19 protein-coding genes are annotated in these 19,245 nt (G+C 34.7%); 7 read left to right on the forward strand and 12 right to left on the reverse strand.

Annotated features, from left to right (window positions below; all coding sequences use genetic code 11):
* Nucleotides 1-16: 16 nt before the first annotated feature.
* The gene (locus ACNQGD_RS06060; RefSeq protein WP_417998670.1) at nt 17-538 is read right to left on the reverse strand and encodes a DUF7935 family protein; all 522 of its coding nucleotides are present in this window, start codon (nt 536-538) and stop codon (nt 17-19) included.
* Between the two features lie 129 nt (nt 539-667).
* Here ACNQGD_RS06060 and ACNQGD_RS06065 point away from each other — a divergent pair, with 129 nt between their 5' ends.
* The 3 genes from ACNQGD_RS06065 to ACNQGD_RS06075 all read left to right on the forward strand — a co-directional run bounded on the left by ACNQGD_RS06065 (nt 668) and on the right by ACNQGD_RS06075 (nt 4,667).
* On the forward strand, nt 668-1,435 hold the full coding sequence (locus ACNQGD_RS06065) for a sulfite exporter TauE/SafE family protein (RefSeq protein ID WP_417998671.1): 768 nt from the start codon (nt 668-670) through the stop codon (nt 1,433-1,435).
* A 158-nt stretch (nt 1,436-1,593) separates the two neighbouring features.
* Nucleotides 1,594-3,933 (forward strand): ATP-dependent helicase, encoded by a 2,340-nt coding sequence (locus tag ACNQGD_RS06070; RefSeq protein ID WP_417998672.1) that lies wholly within the window; start codon nt 1,594-1,596, stop codon nt 3,931-3,933.
* Between the two features lie 113 nt (nt 3,934-4,046).
* A complete protein-coding gene (locus ACNQGD_RS06075; protein ID WP_417996362.1) occupies nt 4,047-4,667 on the forward strand; it encodes an L-threonylcarbamoyladenylate synthase in 621 nt (206 codons plus the stop codon).
* A 116-nt stretch (nt 4,668-4,783) separates the two neighbouring features.
* Here ACNQGD_RS06075 and ACNQGD_RS06080 read toward each other — a convergent pair whose 3' ends face one another.
* The 3 genes from ACNQGD_RS06080 to ACNQGD_RS06090 are packed head-to-tail and all read right to left on the reverse strand — an operon-like array spanning nt 4,784 to nt 7,127.
* Nucleotides 4,784-5,617 carry an OmpA/MotB family protein gene (locus ACNQGD_RS06080; RefSeq protein ID WP_417998673.1) on the reverse strand — a complete coding sequence of 278 codons (834 nt, stop codon included), beginning with the start codon at nt 5,615-5,617 and terminating at the stop codon, nt 4,784-4,786.
* Between the two features lie 39 nt (nt 5,618-5,656).
* A complete protein-coding gene (locus tag ACNQGD_RS06085; protein ID WP_417998674.1) occupies nt 5,657-6,664 on the reverse strand; it encodes a glycosyltransferase family 2 protein in 1,008 nt (335 codons plus the stop codon).
* A 13-nt stretch (nt 6,665-6,677) separates the two neighbouring features.
* Entirely contained in the window at nt 6,678-7,127 is a 450-nt protein-coding gene (locus ACNQGD_RS06090) for a type I restriction enzyme HsdR N-terminal domain-containing protein (RefSeq protein ID WP_417993497.1), read from the reverse strand.
* A gap of 91 nt (nt 7,128-7,218) precedes the next feature.
* Here ACNQGD_RS06090 and holA point away from each other — a divergent pair, with 91 nt between their 5' ends.
* The 3 genes from holA (at nt 7,219) to ettA (ending at nt 10,220) form a co-directional block, all read left to right on the forward strand.
* Entirely contained in the window at nt 7,219-8,223 is a 1,005-nt protein-coding gene (gene holA, locus ACNQGD_RS06095; protein ID WP_417996359.1) for a DNA polymerase III subunit delta, read from the forward strand.
* Between the two features lie 77 nt (nt 8,224-8,300).
* Entirely contained in the window at nt 8,301-8,483 is a 183-nt protein-coding gene (locus ACNQGD_RS06100; protein WP_091169561.1) for a CAL67264 family membrane protein, read from the forward strand.
* A 42-nt stretch (nt 8,484-8,525) separates the two neighbouring features.
* Nucleotides 8,526-10,220, forward strand: a complete 1,695-nt coding sequence (gene ettA, locus ACNQGD_RS06105; protein ID WP_417993495.1) for an energy-dependent translational throttle protein EttA — start codon at nt 8,526-8,528, stop codon at nt 10,218-10,220.
* 256 nt (nt 10,221-10,476) lie between these two features.
* On the opposite strand, the gene ACNQGD_RS06110 is transcribed toward ettA, so the two are convergent.
* The 3 genes from ACNQGD_RS06110 to ACNQGD_RS06120 all read right to left on the reverse strand — a co-directional run bounded on the left by ACNQGD_RS06110 (nt 10,477) and on the right by ACNQGD_RS06120 (nt 13,604).
* Complete coding sequence (locus ACNQGD_RS06110; protein WP_417996358.1) at nt 10,477-10,893, reverse strand: thiol-disulfide oxidoreductase DCC family protein; 417 nt, start codon at nt 10,891-10,893, stop codon at nt 10,477-10,479.
* A 253-nt stretch (nt 10,894-11,146) separates the two neighbouring features.
* Nucleotides 11,147-11,317, reverse strand: coding sequence for a GIY-YIG nuclease family protein (locus tag ACNQGD_RS06115; protein WP_417998675.1), 171 nt, complete (start codon nt 11,315-11,317; stop codon nt 11,147-11,149).
* A 121-nt stretch (nt 11,318-11,438) separates the two neighbouring features.
* A complete protein-coding gene (locus ACNQGD_RS06120; protein ID WP_417998676.1) occupies nt 11,439-13,604 on the reverse strand; it encodes an endonuclease MutS2 in 2,166 nt (721 codons plus the stop codon).
* Nucleotides 13,605-13,750: 146 nt separating this feature from the next.
* On the opposite strand from ACNQGD_RS06120, the gene ung reads away from it, so the two are divergent.
* Nucleotides 13,751-14,431 (forward strand): uracil-DNA glycosylase, encoded by a 681-nt coding sequence (gene ung / locus ACNQGD_RS06125; RefSeq protein WP_417998677.1) that lies wholly within the window; start codon nt 13,751-13,753, stop codon nt 14,429-14,431.
* 234 nt (nt 14,432-14,665) lie between these two features.
* On the opposite strand, the gene ACNQGD_RS06130 is transcribed toward ung, so the two are convergent.
* The 5 genes from ACNQGD_RS06130 to porX form a co-directional block, all read right to left on the reverse strand.
* A complete protein-coding gene (locus ACNQGD_RS06130) occupies nt 14,666-15,040 on the reverse strand; it encodes a DUF4258 domain-containing protein (RefSeq protein WP_417993490.1) in 375 nt (124 codons plus the stop codon).
* 36 nt (nt 15,041-15,076) lie between these two features.
* Nucleotides 15,077-16,276 (reverse strand): alanine dehydrogenase, encoded by a 1,200-nt coding sequence (locus ACNQGD_RS06135; RefSeq protein ID WP_417993489.1) that lies wholly within the window; start codon nt 16,274-16,276, stop codon nt 15,077-15,079.
* Nucleotides 16,277-16,370: 94 nt separating this feature from the next.
* Nucleotides 16,371-16,844 carry a GNAT family N-acetyltransferase gene (locus ACNQGD_RS06140; RefSeq protein WP_417993488.1) on the reverse strand — a complete coding sequence of 158 codons (474 nt, stop codon included), beginning with the start codon at nt 16,842-16,844 and terminating at the stop codon, nt 16,371-16,373.
* Between the two features lie 9 nt (nt 16,845-16,853).
* Nucleotides 16,854-17,261 carry a tRNA (adenosine(37)-N6)-threonylcarbamoyltransferase complex ATPase subunit type 1 TsaE gene (gene tsaE, locus ACNQGD_RS06145; RefSeq protein WP_417998678.1) on the reverse strand — a complete coding sequence of 136 codons (408 nt, stop codon included), beginning with the start codon at nt 17,259-17,261 and terminating at the stop codon, nt 16,854-16,856.
* Nucleotides 17,262-17,332: 71 nt separating this feature from the next.
* Nucleotides 17,333-18,886 carry a T9SS response regulator signal transducer PorX gene (porX, locus tag ACNQGD_RS06150; protein ID WP_417996352.1) on the reverse strand — a complete coding sequence of 518 codons (1,554 nt, stop codon included), beginning with the start codon at nt 18,884-18,886 and terminating at the stop codon, nt 17,333-17,335.
* Between the last annotated feature and the right edge of the window lie 359 nt (nt 18,887-19,245).

Here is a 19,245-nt window from a genome sequence, read left to right on the forward strand (position 1 = left end):
CTAATAATTAAAATATCTACCACAATTGTCCTACCTCGTTTTTGATATAAGCCAAAGCAGCATTACTTGGTGATTGCTTTTCCATCAAATCGCTTAAAACTACTTCACGCAATGTATCGGCATTGTCCACACGACCACTTATACTCGCTTTTCGAATCATTTGGATTGTAGCATTTTTTGCTGTGACAATAATGGTCCAACATTCATCTGACATATAGATTTGTTGGGTTAAATTGTGTTCAAATTCTTGTTCGATTTGTGTAATTATCAGATTTTCATAATCGTTTTTATCGTTAGAAATTGGAGCAATCCGAATTAATAATTTAGTTGGATTGATGCGCTCCATATACAATGACATGCGTTCATAAGCTTGCAAGCGCAAAGGCAAAGCATTTTTTTGTGCTTCCTTGTTCAATAAATAACGACGTCTTCCTTCTTCGTTTTTGGTATGGAGATCAAAAAAATAATAGGCAACAAGACCCGTGACAATTGCCGGTAACGTATAACTTAGTAATTCTATAATTTTGGTAGTATCCATGCTTTGATAAAATTTATAAAAGCAAAAATATACTTTTTTGACTATAAATCAATTCCATTTTTATAGCAATACATCAATACGAATAGTATTTTTGCCAATTACCACGGGAATTATAAAAATAATAGTTAAATGGAAACCTACATATTAGTTTTACTTTGTTTGGCTGCTTTTGCTGCAGGATTTATAGATGCCATTGTTGGCGGCGGCGGTTTGATACAAACTCCTATGGGTTTGATTTTATTGCCAAATCTACCTGTTTCAACAGTAATTGGTACGCTAAAAGTTCCTGCTTTTAGTGGGACTTCGTTTGCAGCTTATCAGTATCTTAAAAAAGTGGATATGAACTGGAAATTGCTAGCTATCATGATGCTTTTGGCGTTTCCTTCGGCATTTTTAGGTTCTACTTTGTTGACGTATGTGAGCAATGATTTCATGAAACCATTATTGCTGGTTGTTCTTTCTTTTTTAGTGATTTATACGTATGCCAAGAAAAATTTTGGACAACATATCGAAAAAAATCATTCTTCGAGAACCCAAATATGGAATGCGATTGTAATCAGTTTTGTAGTTGGTTTGTACGATGGATTTATTGGCCCGGGAACCGGAAGTTTTTTGGTAGTCGCTTTTATCGCTATTATGGGTTTCGATTTTTTACATGCTTCCGCAAATGCCAAAATGGTGAATCTTTCAACTAACTTTGGTTCCATTTGTCTTTTTATTTTAAAAGGTAAAATAATTTGGGCAGTTGCTTTGCCAATGGCTGCCAGTAATGCTCTTGGTGGTTGGATTGGTGCTAAACTGGCCATCAATAAAGGAAATAGTTTTATTCGGATTTTCTTTTTAGTTGTGGTTGTCGGCACTCTAATTCGTTTTGCGTACGATGTGTTTTTTAAATAAAACAGTTTAAAGTTTAATGTTTAATGTTGAGATTTAAACCTTTTGGAGAATAAATAGTTGTATTTTAAATTTTTCTGGAATCTGAGTACTGAATACTGATCACCGACCACTGAATACTACTAAGAAATTCTTATTTTTGCATAAACAGAAAAATCTCCATGCATAAATATATCGATCAACTCAACGAAGCCCAACGTGAACCTGTCCTTCAAAAAGACGGGCCAATGATTATCATTGCTGGTGCGGGCTCTGGGAAAACGCGTGTGTTGACTATTAGAATTGCTTATTTGATGAATCAGGGTGTTGATCCCTTCAATATTTTATCGCTTACGTTTACCAATAAAGCGGCACGGGAAATGAAAACCCGAATTTCTCAGATTGTAGGAGCAAGTGAGGCCAAAAACCTTTGGATGGGAACATTTCACTCGGTTTTTGCCAGAATTTTACGTTCTGAAGCCGATCATTTAGGATATCCTTCGAATTTTACGATTTATGATTCCCAAGATTCATTGCGTTGTATTTCCGGGATTATCAAAGAAATGCAATTGGACAGGGATGTGTATAAACCAAAACAGGTTTTAAGCAGAATCTCCAGTTATAAAAATAGCTTGATTACGGTAAAAGCCTATTTCAACAATCCTGAATTACAAGAAGCGGATGCGATGGCCAAAAAGCCAAGATTGGGGGAGATTTATCAAAATTATGTTGATAAATGTTTTAAATCCGGAGCGATGGATTTTGATGATTTGTTATTGAAAACCAATGAATTATTGACTCGTTTTCCGGAAGTCTTGGCCAAGTATCAAAACCGTTTCCGTTATATATTGGTGGATGAGTACCAAGATACAAACCACTCTCAATATTTAATTGTACGTGCTTTATCGGATAAATTCCAGAATATTTGTGTGGTAGGAGATGATGCACAAAGTATTTATGCGTTTCGTGGTGCGAATATCAACAATATCTTAAATTTTCAGAAAGATTATGAAGGTGTAAAAACCTTTAGACTGGAACAAAATTACCGTTCAACAAAAAATATAGTAGAAGCAGCAAATACTATTATTGATAAGAATAAAATAAAGTTGGATAAAATAGTTTGGACTGCGAATGATTTTGGTCCAAAAATAAAAGTGCACCGCAGCATGACCGATGCCGAAGAAGGGCGTTTTGTAGCCAGCACGATTTTCGAACAAAAGATGCAAAACCAGCTTTGCAACGGCTCTTTTGCAATTTTGTATCGTACCAATGCGCAATCCCGTGCGATGGAAGATGCACTTAGAAAAAGAGATATTCCGTATCGAATTTATGGTGGTTTGTCTTTTTATCAAAGGAAAGAAATCAAGGATGTATTGTGTTACTTGCGATTGGTTATCAATCCAAAAGATGAAGAAGCTTTGGTTCGTGTAATCAATTATCCGGCTCGTGGAATTGGAGATACAACAGTCGAAAAACTTACGATTGCAGCCAATCACTACAAACGTTCCATCTGGGAAGTGATGCAGAATATTGATAAAATTGACTTGAAACTGAATTCGGGTACCAAACAAAAACTGCAAGATTTTGTAACGATGATTCAGAGTTTTCAGGTTATTGATCAAAATCAAGATGCATTTTATATCACCGATCACGTTGCAAAAAAAACAGGATTAGTACAAGAATTGAAGAAAGATGCTACTCCGGAAGGAATGGCAAAAATCCAGAATATTGAGGAATTATTGAACGGTATCAAGGATTTTACCGAAGGACAAAAAGAAATTGATGGTGCTCGTGGTGCCTTGTCTGAGTTTATGGAAGATGTGGCTTTGGCAACAGATTTAGACAAAGATACCAGTGATGAGGATCGTGTGGCTTTGATGACAATTCACTTGGCAAAAGGATTGGAATTCCCTCATGTTTTCGTAGTAGGAATGGAAGAAGATTTGTTTCCGAGTGCGATGAGTATGAGTACAAGAAGTGAACTCGAAGAAGAACGTCGTTTGTTCTATGTGGCTTTGACTCGTGCGGAGCATCAAGCGTATTTGACGTATGCACAATCACGCTATCGTTGGGGAAAATTGACAGATAGCGAACCTTCCCGATTTATTGAGGAAATTGACGCGCAGTATTTAGAATATCTAACGCCGGCCGAATCAAATTACAGGTACAAACCAATGATTGACAGTGATATTTTTGGAGATGTGGATAAATCCAGATTGCGTCTGGCAAAACCAGCCAATGGAACTCCGCCAGTCAAATATAATAATGATAATGAACCCAAATCGGATATAAATATTCGTAAGTTGAAACCTGTATCGAATACTGCAACTTCAAGCGGAAGTGCGAATTTGTTTGATAATAAATTAGTTGCCGGAAATATTGTAATGCACGAACGTTTTGGTAAAGGAGAAGTTTTAAACCTTGAAGGAGTGGGAGCGGATAAAAAAGCCGAAATCAAATTTGAAGTTGGTGGAATAAAGAAATTATTGTTACGCTTTGCTAAACTGGATATTATTGGATAGTACCAAGAGGTCAGTTTTTAAGTGTTCAGTGACAGTTTGAGTAAATCTAAAATCAGATGACTGAAGTTTTAAATCAGGAAACCAAAAATCGTTAATCAAAAATCTTAAATCCAATGGCTCAATTTATAAAAATATACGAAGATAAACCTAATGAAGCGGCAATTGCTAAAGTAGTTAAGGTTTTAAAAGACGGTGGTTTGGTGATTTACCCAACAGATACTGTCTATGGTTTAGGTTGTGATATTACCAATACCAAGGCTTTGGAACGCATCGCAAAGATAAAAGGGATAAAGCTGGAAAAAGCTAATTTTTCTTTTATTTGTCATGATTTGAGTAACTTATCGGATTATGTAAGACAGATTGATACGTCCACTTTTAAATTATTAAAAAGAGCTTTGCCAGGTCCTTACACGTTTATTCTACCCGGAAATAATAACTTACCGAAGGAATTCAAAAAGAAAACTACTGTAGGAATCAGAGTTCCCGATAACTCGATAGCATTAGAAATTGTGAAGCAGTTAGGGAATCCAATTGTTTCCACTTCCATTCACGATGAGGATGATGTGATTGAATATACGACGGATCCGGAACTTATTTTTGAGAAATGGCAAAACCTTGTAGATATAGTTGTTGATGGTGGTTATGGCGATAATATTGGATCAACAATTATTGATTTATCAGGGGATGAGCCTATTGTAGTCAGAGAAGGTAAAGGAAGTTTGGATATTCTTTAATACGTATTCAGTATTCAGTCCCCGAAGAGTAGGGATTAGTGTTCCGTAAAAACCATAAAAAAACGTCCCGATATTCGGGACGTTTTTGTTTATGCAATCTAAAAACTGATCACTTTTTATGGCCTTTGTTTTTTCATTTCTTTTTCAATCATTTCGTAAAACTGATCGATTTTAGGTAAAACAACAATACGAGTTCTTCTGTTACGAGCTCTGTTTTCAGCTGAATCATTTGCTACTAAAGGAATGTATGAACTTCTTCCTGCTGCAATCAATTGTTCTGGTTTAACACCTAATTGATTTGTTAATACACGAATGATAGAAGTAGAACGTTTCACACTTAAATCCCAGTTGTCCAATAATATCCCTGAACCATTATAAGGAACGCTATCCGTATGTCCTTCAACCATACATTCAAAATCTGGTTTGTCATTTATCACTTTAGCTACTTTAGCTAAAACACCTTTTGCTTTATCAGTTACATCGTAACTTCCTGTTTTAAACAGTAATTTGTCAGCAATAGAGATGAATACAACTCCTTTTTCAACATTTATTTCGATATCTGGATCAGAGATTCCTACAGCGCTTTTCAAACTAGTAACTACAGCAAGTGTTACACTGTCTTTCTTAGTTAAAGCATCTTGCATTCTGCTGATTTTTAAATCTTTCTCTTTGATAGATTCTAATGCTTTTTCAATGTTTTCGGCTCCTTTTGTAGACAAGATAGTCATGTCTTTAGAAGTGCTTATTAATCCTTGGTTTTGCTCTTTTAAAAGAGACGCAGTAGCCGTAAGCGCTGCTTTTTCTTCTAAACAAGAATTTAATTTTACTGTTGCAGTATTTAACAAGTCTTGAGTTTCTTTGTTTCTAGCTTCTAAATCAGTGTATTTCTTCTTTGATACACATGAAGATAGTACCGCTAATACAGATAAGGCAATTACTATTTTTTTCATAGATTATATTAATTTAATGTTAAAGACAAAGTTACTTTTTTATATTTGTTTTGTTCTAAATAAATCGTTAAAAACAACGATTTTCTTAATAAAATAGATGTAAACGATACTTTTTGTGTTGTAGTATTTTTGTTCTTGAAATTTTGTTCTTTTCTTATAATGGTCTAAAAATAGTCTGTAAAAAGAAAAATGTGCTTTTAATATGGCAACAAAATGATTGAATTTTCCTTTCATAAGAAATTGTATTCCAGCAATTCCATCCAGAACCATTCGACCTAAAAGTATTGAATATAATTTATTTTTAGGAAGGTTTTTAGTAAGCATTAATAAGGAGTTTCTGAAATTCAAAAACGTTTTTTTTGGGTTTCCTTGTTGCAAAGTTGCTCCACCCACATGATATACAACTGATTCTGAAATGTATTTTATTTTATATCCTTTATTATAGGCACGCCAGCACAAATCAATTTCTTCCTGATGTGCAAAAAATACAGCATCAAAACCATTTAATTCTTTGTAAACGACATTTCTAATAAAAAAACACGCTCCGGTTGCCCAGAATATTTCACAGTTGTCATCGTATTGCCCGTTATCTTTTTCTAAAGTGTCAAAAATTCGACCGCGACAATACGGATATCCATATTGATCTATAAAACCACCGGCAGCACCAGCATATTCAAAATATTCTTTATTTTTAAAGTCGAGAATTTTAGGTTGGATAATGGCCGTTTCCGGTTCATTTTCGAAAGTTTTAAGGATTGGTTGCAACCAATTTTCGGTCACTTCAATATCGGAGTTTATCAAAGCATACACATCAGCTTCAATATGCTTTAAAGCTTGATTGTATCCATCTGCAAATCCTAAATTAGTGTCGTTTTTTACAATTTTAACCGAAGGAAAAAAAGCTTGCACGTAGGAAACAGAATCATCTGTAGAAGCATTATCTGCAACATAGACCGTGGCTTCCGGAGAATATTTCAACACCGAAGGTAAAAATTTTTCTAACAATGAAATTCCATTCCAATTCAGGATGACAACCGCTATTTTCATTTAGATTACTTGATTATATATTTTTATACATTGGCAATTCGGGGAGGAATTGATATTTTTCATTTTCAAAATCCATTTGGCAAAAGTAATGATTCAAACCATTGGTTACCATCAAAAATTGTGCATTCATAGTCATGTTATAACGAGCAATTTGGTCAAAAGTCGCTTGTGCAATTTTTACTTCGGGAGCTTTACATTCGATTAAAATGAAAATGGAACCATCTGAATTGAAAACGACCACATCGTATCTTTTGCGCAAGCCATTGACTTTTAAAACTTTCTCTACATTTATCAACGATCTTGGGTATTTTTTTTCGTCCAATAAAAACTGGACTACATGCTGACGAACCCATTCTTCGGGTGTAAGAATGATAAATTTTTTCCTGATTTCATCAAAAATAGAGACTTTATTTTCGCTATTTTTGAACCGAAAGTTATAAAGTTGAAAATTTAGTTTTTGCATAAAGCAAAAGTATTAAATAAGTTTAAAATTTAAAGTTTAAAGTTTCATTCGAAACAACAAACCTTAAACTTCAAACTTTAAACAAAAAGGAATGGACGAGGTTATAAAAATTGTAAATGATTTAAAAAGCGGTAACATCAAACCAATCTATTTTTTGATGGGTGAAGAACCGTATTATATTGATAAACTATCCGATTATATTGAAGAAAAGGTCTTGTCCGAAGAGGAAAAAGGCTTCAATCAAACCGTTTTATACGGAAGAGATGTTTCTATTGAAGACATCATTTCCACAGCAAAACGCTATCCAATGATGGCAGAGCGTCAAGTGGTCATCGTAAAAGAAGCCCAAGATTTAATCAGAACCATAGATAAACTGGAAAGTTATGCCGAAAACCCAATGGCTACAACGGTTTTAGTTTTTTGTTACAAATATAAAACGTTGGATAAACGTAAAAAACTGACAAAGTTATTAGCGAAACATGGTGTGGTTTACGAAAGTAAGAAATTATATGAAAACCAAGTAGGCGAGTGGATAAAACGTGTTTTGTCCGGTAAAAAATATGCAATTGAGCCCAAAGCAAATGCCATGTTGGTAGAATTTCTTGGAACAGATTTGAGTAAAATAAACAATGAACTGGAGAAATTACAAATTATTTTGCCGGTTGGAAGTACCATAACTCCCAAGCATATCGAGGAAAATATAGGTTTTAGCAAAGATTTTAATGTATTTGAATTGCGAAAAGCAATTGGCGAACGCAACCAGTTAAAAGCGTATACGATTGCTGAAAATTTTGCTCAGAATCCAAAAGACAATCCCATGGTCGTAACGACAAGTTTGGTTTTTGGATTTTTTATTCAATTGTTAAAATACCACGGTTTGAAGGACAGAAATCCCAAAAATGTGTCGGCTGTATTAGGCGTAAACCCATTCTTTTTGAAAGAATATGATGTGGCTTTGAAAAACTATCCCATGAAAAAAGTGAGTCAAATTGTTGGTGCTTTAAGAGATATTGATGTAAAAAGTAAAGGTGTTGGCGCTAATGCAATGTCACAATCCGATTTGTTACGAGAAATGCTTTATAAAATATTTAATTAAAGGACAAAAAAATCCGATATTTGCACTCCCGTTCCGAGGCTTCGGAATTGGGTTGTTAAAAAAAAAATACCACAATTATGGGGATGAATAAAAATACTATTTTAGGTTGGGCTACTTTGATAATGATTGTAATGGGTTTATTGCTGATTGCATTAGGTGCTTTTAGATATGATGACGTTGCAGGTTGGGGATTTGCAGCTGTAGGCGTTGGCTTTTTGGCTAATGCATGGGTGTTTAGTTCACTTAAGGGCAGACTATAAATATATTTTAAATGTTGAATTTTAAATTTTAAATTAAAAAAAATGGCAGACGATAAAAAAGTGATATTCTCAATGTCGAAATTGAGCAAAACGTATCAAGGAGCAGATAAACCAGTACTTAAAAACATCTATTTGAGTTTCTTTTATGGAGCTAAGATTGGTATTTTGGGTTTAAATGGTTCTGGAAAATCTTCTTTATTAAAAATTATTGCAGGTGTTGACAAAAACTACCAAGGTGATGTAGTTTTTGCTCCAGGATACACCGTAGGTTATTTAGAGCAAGAACCAATTTTAGATGATAGCAAAACAGTTATCGAAATTGTGCGAGAAGGAGTTGCTGAAACCATGGCCGTTTTAGATGAATTCAATAAAATCAATGATAGTTTTGGTTTGCCGGAAGTCTATGAAAATGCGGATAAAATGGAGCAATTGATGGATCGTCAAGCGCTTTTACAAGATAAAATTGATGCATTGGGTGCTTGGGAAATCGATACCAAACTGGAAATTGCCATGGATGCTTTGCGCACTCCAGAAGGCGATACACCAATTAAGAATTTATCAGGTGGAGAGCGTCGTCGTGTAGCTTTATGTCGTTTGTTGTTGCAACAACCGGACGTATTACTTCTGGATGAGCCTACGAATCACTTGGATGCCGAAAGTGTACTTTGGTTAGAACAACATTTAGCACAATACGCCGGAACTGTAATTGCAGTAACGCACGATAGATATTTCTTGGATAATGTTGCTGGTTGGATTCTAGAATTAGACAGAGGTGAAGGAATTCCTTGGAAAGGGAATTATTCTTCTTGGTTGGACCAAAAATCAAGCCGTATGGCACTCGAAGAAAAAGTAGCTTCAAAACGCAGAAAGAATTTAGAACGGGAGTTAGACTGGGTTCGTCAAGGTGCTAAAGGGCGTCAAACCAAACAAAAAGCACGTTTGCAGAACTACGATAAATTACTGAATGAAGACCAAAAACAATTGGATGAAAATCTGGAAATTTATATTCCAAATGGTCCGCGTTTAGGAACTAATGTAATTGAAGCTAAAAATGTTGCTAAAGCATTTGGAGATAAATTATTGTATGATAATTTAAATTTCACCTTGCCTCAAGCAGGAATTGTTGGGATTATTGGGCCAAATGGTGCTGGTAAATCAACCATTTTCAAAATGATAATGGGCGAAGAAAAGCCTGATTCAGGAGAGTTCTTAATTGGAGACACCGTAAAAATCGCTTATGTAGATCAAGCGCATTCTAATATAAATCCAGAAAAATCGATTTGGGAAAACTTCGCTGACGGTCAGGAATTGATTATGATGGGCGGAAAGCAAGTGAATTCAAGAGCTTATTTATCCCGATTTAATTTTGGTGGAGGAGAACAAAACAAAAAAGTGTCCATGCTTTCCGGAGGAGAACGTAACCGTTTGCACCTTGCGATGACTTTGAAAGAAGAAGGAAACGTACTTTTACTGGATGAGCCAACGAATGATTTGGACATTAACACACTACGTGCATTAGAAGAAGGTTTGGAGAATTTTGCAGGTTGTGCGGTAGTTATTTCTCACGACAGATGGTTTTTGGACAGAATTTGTACACACATTCTAGCTTTTGAAGGAAACTCTGAAGTGTATTATTTTGAAGGTGGATTTTCTGAGTATGAAGAAAACAAGAAAAAGCGTTTGGGTGGTGATTTAACTCCAAAACGATTGAAATACAGAAAATTAATTAGAAGTTAAATTCTAATTATTTCAATAATAGCAAGAGGTTGTCCATTTGGCAACCTCTTTTTTTGTGCTATTTTTTATTTTTTTGTCGGAATTCATCATAATCAAAACTGTGTCAACCAGACCTATAATTATTAAACTAAATGCGCCAATCCTTATTAAGGAACCGGTACCCCAAGAGAAAAGTGTAGTGTCTTTCGTGATCAATTAAATTTAAGATTGTCCAAATATATTATTCTTGTAAAATAAAAGACATGATAAATATCATTTATTCTAAAAACTTAGCTTGGAGCTCTTTTGTGGGAATCAGGCAAGTTTCCTTTTTTCCATACCATTTGTATCGGTTCTTAGCAATATAATCGTAGATGTAATTGTTGAAAGCTGTAGGAAATATTGAAAATAAAGTGCCAAAGTAAAATAGTCCACTTAAATTTTTTGCAATTTCCAAAACGGCTTCTGATTTATAATAATAAGCAAAACCAGGCTGATACAGAATGATACTATCCGTTATTTTGGTGTCAATTCCCAAGTGTTTAATGATTTTTTGACCTAAATCAGATTGCAAGGCAACGAACCTGAAAAGATCTTTTGTATCATGCTTAATTATTCTTTGCACTGCTGAATCACACAGATTGCAAACGCCATCAAAGAGGATAATTTTTTTGTCTTTAGGAATATTGAGCATTTTCTTGTTTTGTTATGTCATTGCGAGGAACGAAGCAATCATATTTAGTGCTCAACGTTTGTACTTGTTAGTGTGATTGCTTCGTTCCTCGCAATGCCTAGTATTTGTTTTGCGAGAGTTATTCCGTCATTATATCTTTAATTTCTTCAAATAAATCGTTCCAAGTTGGATTAAAAGTCCGAATTAATTCATTTTTTGCTTCTCTAGAACCTGCTTTTATTTGCTTTTCTCTAGCTATAGCATCAACAATCCATTAAAATTGTTCATAATATACTAATACATTCACATTATAACGAGCAGAAAACGAAGTAGGATATCTTTTTTCTATATGTTCCAAAATTCTTTGCGGAAGATTAGAAGTAACACCTGTATAAACTACGGTTTGGTATTTATTTGTGATGATATAGATAAATCCAGGTTTCATAGTTTTTGTTTGTTTTTATCATTCCAAGGAACGAAGCAATCGCATTTCGTATGTTTTTTCAAAGTCCTTGTTAGTGGGTTTGATTTGTTCCTTGCAAAGACGCATTACAATCGCAAATGGATTACTTTTTCCCAGATTCTACAAACTCCAACGCTTCCAGACTCACTTTTGAAGTAAATACACCATAATTTACTGTTGCTTTATTTTTTTCAATAGCATCAATCGTTCCCACCGCTTTTCCGTCAAACATTCTTACGCGATCGCCTAATTTTAGAACTGGTTTTGGTTTTTCAATTACTACTTTTAATTTCTTCTCTTTCTTTTCTTTCCTGATTTCTTCAACCTGAACTGTTATTTCTTCAATTACTTCTTTTTTCTTTTCTGTCAGTGCTTTAGTTTCTTTAACGGTTGCTTTTTTGCGTTTTGAATTTTCTATTTCGATGATTTTTAAAAATTCACCTAGCAACTCTTTCTTGTTTTTATTATTAAAATATTTCTCCGAAATGTCTTCAATTTTTTGACCAATGTAGATTGTTTTCTGGTTGCTGTCATATAATTCCTGATAGCTTTCCAATTTTTGTTTAATTTTCACATTGATAGTCTCCATTTTCTTTCCTTCTTCACGCGCTTTGGTTTCTTCTTCTTTTAGCGTTTGCGAGGTTTTTTCCATCTTTGAACGCTCTTTTTGAAGTGTGGCAATCGTTTTATCAAAACGTACTTTTCCGACTTCAATTTTCTTTTTAGCTCGATTGATTAAGCTGAAAGGAATTCCGTTTTTCAAAGCCACTTCAAACGTAAAAGAACTTCCTGCCTGTCCCAAAGCTAATTTATACATAGGCTCTAATGATTTTTCATCAAAAAGCATGTTGGCATTGGTGGCAAAAGGCAATTCGTTGGCCAGAATTTTTAGGTTTGAATAATGGGTAGTAATAATCCCGAAAGCTTCCCGATGGTAGAATTCTTCCAAGAAAATTTCAGCTAAGGCACCTCCCAATTCAGGGTCAGATCCCGTACCAAATTCATCAATAAGGAACATTGTTTTTCTATTGCACTTCTTTAGGAAGTAATTCATGTTCTTTAATCGGTAGCTGTATGTACTTAGGTGATTTTCAATAGATTGATTGTCTCCAATATCTGTTAAAATTCTATCAAATAAAAACGTTTCACTGCGTTCGTGTACCGGAATTAACATTCCGGATTGTAGCATCAATTGCAGTAATCCAACAGTTTTTAAAGAAATGGTTTTTCCTCCGGCATTAGGACCAGAAATCACAATAATTCTGTTTTCCTGACCCAATTCAATGGTTTGAGGATGTGTAATTTCGTTTTTCTGTTTGTTATTCAAATACAAAATAGGATGATAGGCATCTCTGAAATAAAGTCGGCGTCCCTCAATAATTGTTGGTAAAATTCCATTGATTTTATTTGCATATTTTGCTTTGGCAGCGATTACATCAATGTCACTAAGGAAATCCTGGTATTTGATTAACAGCGGTAAAAAAGGGCGAATATAATTGGATAACTGTTTTAATATTCGGGTGATTTCTTCTTTCTCTTCGTATTCAAGGTTACTCAGTTCCCGAGAATATTGTAAAGTAGCTTCTGGCTCAATATAAGCGATACTTCCTGTCTTGGAACTGCCAAGAATTGACCCTTTTACTTTACGACGGTACATGGCTAAAACTGCTAAAACACGTCTGTTTTGCACAAAACTTTCTTTGATATCGTCCAAGTATCCCAACGCATTGTATTGTGTCAATGCTGATCCAAAACTTTGGTTTACTTTCCCGCGAACTGCATTCATATTTCTGCGGATGTTCAATAAATCCGGGGAGGCATTGTCTTTTATTTCACCATATTTATCGACTACTTCATCGACCATCGTGATGATTTCTTTGGTCAGTTCCACTTGGTTTGCCCTTGCGTTTAAATTTGGATAATAATCTTCGAATTTTCTCAAAAAACTCAATAGGAAATTTACCGTTGAAGAAATGGTGGCGATTTTTCTAAAACTGCCCACTTCCAAGAAACTGTCTTCAATGGCCAGAAATTTTATCTCATGTGTGATGGCGTCAAAACCATGATTGGGAATGGCATTGTTATTTTGAAAAGACGAAACATATTCAGATGTTTGCATTAAGGCCTGCATCAACGTTTCCTTGTCTTTAAAAGGGGTTATTTCTAATGCTTTTTGTTTTCCAATGTCAGTATTACAAATGGTCGAAATGGTTTCGAGAACAGTTGGAAATTGTAAATCTTGTAATGTTTTTTCGGTGATGGATATCATTTATCGTATAATTCTTTTCAAGACAAAAATAGCTAATAGTTAAGACTATTTAACAGACTTTCACAAAGAATTAATGAATGTTTATTATCCTTTTTTAGGATTCAAAAAAAGATTCTCTGCGTATCTTTGCTATCTTATACTTAACTATGCAAATCAATCTCAATCCTTCTTGGCAATCCATTTTATCTGATGAAATCAAGAAACCTTATTTTCAGGATTTAATAGAAACTGTTGCCGAGGAATACAAAAAGGATACCTGTTATCCTCCGAAAGAATTGATTTTTGCTGCGTTTAATTATTGTAGTTTCAAAGATGTTAAAGTGGTGATTATAGGTCAAGACCCGTATCACGGGAAAGGCGAAGCGAATGGTTTGTGTTTTTCTGTGAATGATGGCGTTCGAATTCCGCCCTCGTTACGCAATATTTATCGCGAAATGATTGATGATTTGGGGACTATTTTAATGCCCACTTCAGGTAATTTAGAAGCTTGGGCAAAGCAGGGCGTTTTATTGTTGAATGCGTCTCTGACCGTGAGAGAAGATAATGCGAACAGTCATAAACACTTGAAATGGAATGTTTTCACGGATGCTGTAATCCAAAAAATTTCAGAAGAAAAAGAGCAGGTGGTATTTTTGCTTTGGGGAAATTTTGCGCATAAAAAAGGACTCAAAATCGACCGAAACAAGCATTTTGTATTAGAGTCCGGGCATCCATCGCCAATGAGTGCGAATCAAGGGAAGTGGTTTGGAAATAAGCATTTCAGCATGGCGAATGACTATTTAAAACAAAACGGATTAGAATTAATCAATTGGATTTCAAAATATTAATTATTTTACTCCGCTTTACGAACTAATCTTTTTTGGGTTACACAGATGTAAATACTTGTTTTACAATGTTTTGCGTGAGTGATGGAAGTGGAGCTTTTTTTTTGAGAGGCGTTTCAGCCTTTAAAAAAAAGCGGGAACGTACAGCACGACCCGAAGTTTTTACGCAGGGTCACGCCCAAATTGAAATATAACTTTTTAGAAGAATTAAGCCATAAATAATACTGATTAAAGTGCCTATTTTTTTATAATATCTTCTAAAACAGCTTTGTCGGAGTAATTAATCACTTTCAAAGTTACCTCTTGGTTTTTGATTGTTTTTCCTTCGATGATATACAGCTTTCCTTTTTTGAGTTCGATATTACTCTTATCAAAATCTACATCGCCATATTGTAATGTATTCTTTATATCAGAAGTATCAATCCATTTTTCAGCCAAAATTTGGGATGCTTTATCCGAATAATAAAACGGTTTGTTTCTTAAATCATTTAAGACTCTTGCATTTGGAAAATAATTACAGCGGGTGTCTTTGCCACTGAAAACTAACGCTACAAAAAACAGTCCTATTACTAAACCTACCAAATAATAGGCAAAACGATGTATAAACTTCATGAATTAAATTTTTGGCAAAGGTAGAAGAAAGTTTTCTTAAAAAACAATTAAATTAATGTCGTTGTTTGGTAAATCAAACCAATCGCCAATGGCACTATTTGTTAGGATTCCGTGGTACATATAAACGCCATTTTTTAGTCCTTTATCACAACGGATTGCACTTTCGATACCGCCATCTTCTGCAATTTTCATCAAGTATGGGGAAATTATATTGCTGATTGATAAAGATGCCGTTTTAGAATATCTAGAAGGAATATTGGGTACACAATAATGAACCACATTGTTTTTGATAAAGGTTGGTTTCTCGTGCGAAGTCACTTCCGAAGTTTCGAAACAACCGCCGGTATCAATGCTTACATCGACAATTACAGCGCCATATTTCATGTGTTCGACCATTGTTTCCGTAACAATTACAGGACAACGTTCTTTACCACGCATGGCACCAATAGCGACATCACATCGTCTGAGTGCTTTCAGTAAAGATTTTGGTTGGATGGTAGACGTAAAAATACGCTGATTTAAATTATTTTGCAAACGGCGTAATTTAGTAATAGAATTATCAAAAACTTTGACGTTGGCACCTAAACCAATAGCGGTTTTAGCGGCAAATTCTCCAACAGTTCCCGCACCTAGAATTACAACATCGGTAGGCGGTACGCCAGTAATATTACCGAATAACAGTCCTTTTCCAAATTCATTGGTGATCATCAACTCAGCAGCAATCAGAATTGAGGCAGTACCAGCAATTTCGCTTAATGATTTAACTGCAGGATAGGTTCCGTCTTCGTCTTTTATGTATTCAAAAGCGAATGCGGTAATTTTCTTTTTGGTCAAAGCCTCAAAATAAGTTTTTTTCCGTGTTTTTAATTGAATAGCTGACAGCAGTATCGTTTCAGGATTCATCATTTGAATTTCGGTGAGTGTTGCCGGCTCTACTTTCAATATCATTGGACAACTAAAAACTTTCTTGGTATCATTGGTGACTTCTGCGCCGGCATCACAATATTCTTTATCTGTATAACTGGAATTTAATCCTGCGCCAGCCTCAATCATCACTCGATGCCCATGGTAGGTCAGCGAGTTAACAGCGTCCGGAGTAAGACAAATACGGCGTTCCTGATAACTGGTTTCCTTTGGGATACCTATAAAAAGCTCGCTTTTTTTTCTGGCAACCTCAAGTTTTTCTTCTTGAGGTAATAGTTGCTGTTTTGTGAATGGAGTTATAGTAATTGACATTGATGTTGTTAAATTAAGGGTACAATTTACGTAAAAACTTTTAAAAAAAGGACACTATTCATGGGGATAAATACAAGTGAATGTGCTTTTAAAATTAGTTCATGATTCTTTCCATTTTTATATCGGCTCTTTCATACACACCACCTTCCAAAGGTACTTCTACAAAATCAAATTTTTCATACAAATGAATTGCCGGCAGTAATTTTCGGTTCGAATATAAAATCAGCTTTTCAATTCCTTTTGCTTCGGCAACAGCAAGGCAATGTAGCATCAATTTTTTACCAATGCCCAAGCCCTGAACTCCATCTGTTACTGCCATTTTGCTTAATTCATAGGTCGTGTTATCAATTTTTATTAAGGAGACGGTACCTATGATGGCATCATTGTATTTAGCATAAAAAATCATTCCGCCTTTGTCTATAATTTGACCTTGTGGATCCGAAAGTACGATTTCATCTTTGGGCTCCACCTTGAAATATTTTTTCAGCCATTCCAGGTTCAAAGTTTTTATGGGTTCTTTTAAGGCGGTTGAAAAAGGGATGATTTCTACAATATTGTCTAAACTCATAATTATTTTTTAATTTAAGGTGAGTGAGCGTTTTCCGTCAGGAAGTAATGAAATGGTTATAACCGAATGTGTTTCAGGAATCAAATTTGGAATCTTCTCCGCCCATTCTATAAAACACCAATTACCGGAATACAAGTAATCATCAACACCCATATCCAAAGCCTCTTCTTCTTTATTTAATCTATAAAAATCAAAATGATAAACAAGCTGATTGTCATCGGATTCGTATTCATTAACTAAAGAAAAGGTTGGGCTACTTGTAGCGCCGCTTACGCCCAGCGTTTTGCACAATTGCTTGATCAAAGTGGTTTTCCCAACGCCCATTTCTCCATGAAAAAGAATTACTTTTTTGGGGTTATTTGCAATAATTTTTTGCGCCACTTCTTCGAGTTGGTCGATAGAAAAAATGATATTCATTCTTTTAAAATTGTTTAAAGTTTAAAGTTTAAGAATCTATCACAAACTGAAAACTGTGACTGACTACTTTTTTATTTTGGATTAAAAACTAAAAACGGAATAATCATTTCTTCCAATGAAATTCCACCATGCTGATACGTGTTTTTGTAATAACTCACATAATGATTGTAATTGTTGACATACGCCAAGAACAAATCATTTTTTGCAAAAATATAAGAACTACTCATATTTATGGTAGGCAATCCAACATTTTTTGGTTCTTTCACTGCATATACATCCTTTTGTTCGTAGGTCAAACTACGTCCTGTTTTATATCGTAAGTTCAAACTCGTGTTTTTATCACCTACCACTTTCGATGGATTTTTTACGTTTATTGTACCATGATCGGTTGTTAAAATCAATTTGAAACCCATTTTTTGAGCCTGTTGAATGATTTCTAACAGTGGGGAATTCTTAAACCAACTCAACGTCAGCGAACGATATGCTTTATCATCTGAGGCAAGTTCTTTTACGACATCCATTTCTGTTTTGGCATGGGAAAGCATATCTACAAAATTATAAACTACGGTCACCAGGTCATTGTCTTTTAAGGATTTAAAACCCTCTGATAATTTTTTTCCGCCGGCAAGACTGGTTATTTTAAAATAATCTTCCTTAATGGTTAAACCCAATCGTTTCAATTGCGCCGTCAAAAATTCGGCTTCAAAAAGGTTTTTTCCACCTTCTTCCGGGTCATTTTTCCAATATTGCGGAAATTGTTTTTCCATTTCCAGCGGTGTCAAACCAGAGAAAATAGCGTTTCTCGCATATTGCGTCGCCGTAGGAAGGATAGAGTAGTAAGGCACTTCTTTTTCCAGTTTATAATAATTTCCCACCACGCTTTCAAAGGCTTTCCATTGATCGTAACGCAGGTTATCAATCACTACAAACAAAATAGGTTTGTCTTTTTTCTTAAGTTCAGGAAGTACTAATTCTTTAAATAAAGTGTGCGACTGAACCGGTTTATCCGCTTTTGGTGTAAACCAATCCTCATAATTGCGCTCAATGAATTTTCCAAATTGCGAATTGGCTTCCGTTTTTTGGGATTCCAAAATTTCAACCATACTCTGATCGTCAATATTCTCCAATTCCAGTTCCCAAAAAATCAATTTCTTATACAACTCGATCCAATCTTCATAGGAATTCACCATCGCCATTTCCATGGTAATTTTTCTAAATTCTTTTTGATAATCTAAGGTTGTTTTTTGCGAAATCAATCTGGAATGATCCAGATTTTTCTTTAAACTCAACAAAATCTGATTTGGATTCACGGGTTTGATCAAATAATCGGCAATTTTAGAACCTATGGCTTCCTCCATAATGTATTCTTCCTCGCTTTTAGTAATCATAATCATGGGAACCGAAGATTTTTTCTCCTTCATTTCTGACAGGGTTTCCAAGCCGCTCATTCCGGGCATATTTTCATCCAGGAAAACAATATCAAAATTATTTTCCTCAAAAATTGTAATGGCGTCAAGTCCATTGTTACAGGTAGTTACCTCGTAATTTTTCTTTTCCAGAAATAAGATATGTGGTTTCAAAAGGTCGATTTCATCATCCACCCAAAGTATTTTTATTTTATCCATAATTGTATAAAAAAGTGTTCTAAAGTACTAAATTAAAGTGCCAAATTACATTTTTTTGCAACTGCTACCTGCTAATATTATGATAATTTTTTAACATACTTACGTTACATTTTACAAAATTACAATTCGCTTAAGTTTTGTTTTAGAATTGCTTTTGGGCGTGACCCATCCTCCGTAAACTCCGTCTGGGTCGGGCTGTACGCTGTATCTTTCCTTTTTAAAGAAAAAAGGAAAGGATGCCGCTTCCATCCCTCACGCACTTGCAAGAATGGTTTGGGTTTAATACTACAATTTGATGAGAAAAGTTATCAGAAAACAAAACTGGATTGTATAATTTGTAATGAATTTATTATATATTT

Origin of the sequence: Flavobacterium glucosi (assembly GCF_048286535.1) — a bacterium.
In the GTDB taxonomy this organism is placed as follows: domain Bacteria; phylum Bacteroidota; class Bacteroidia; order Flavobacteriales; family Flavobacteriaceae; genus Flavobacterium.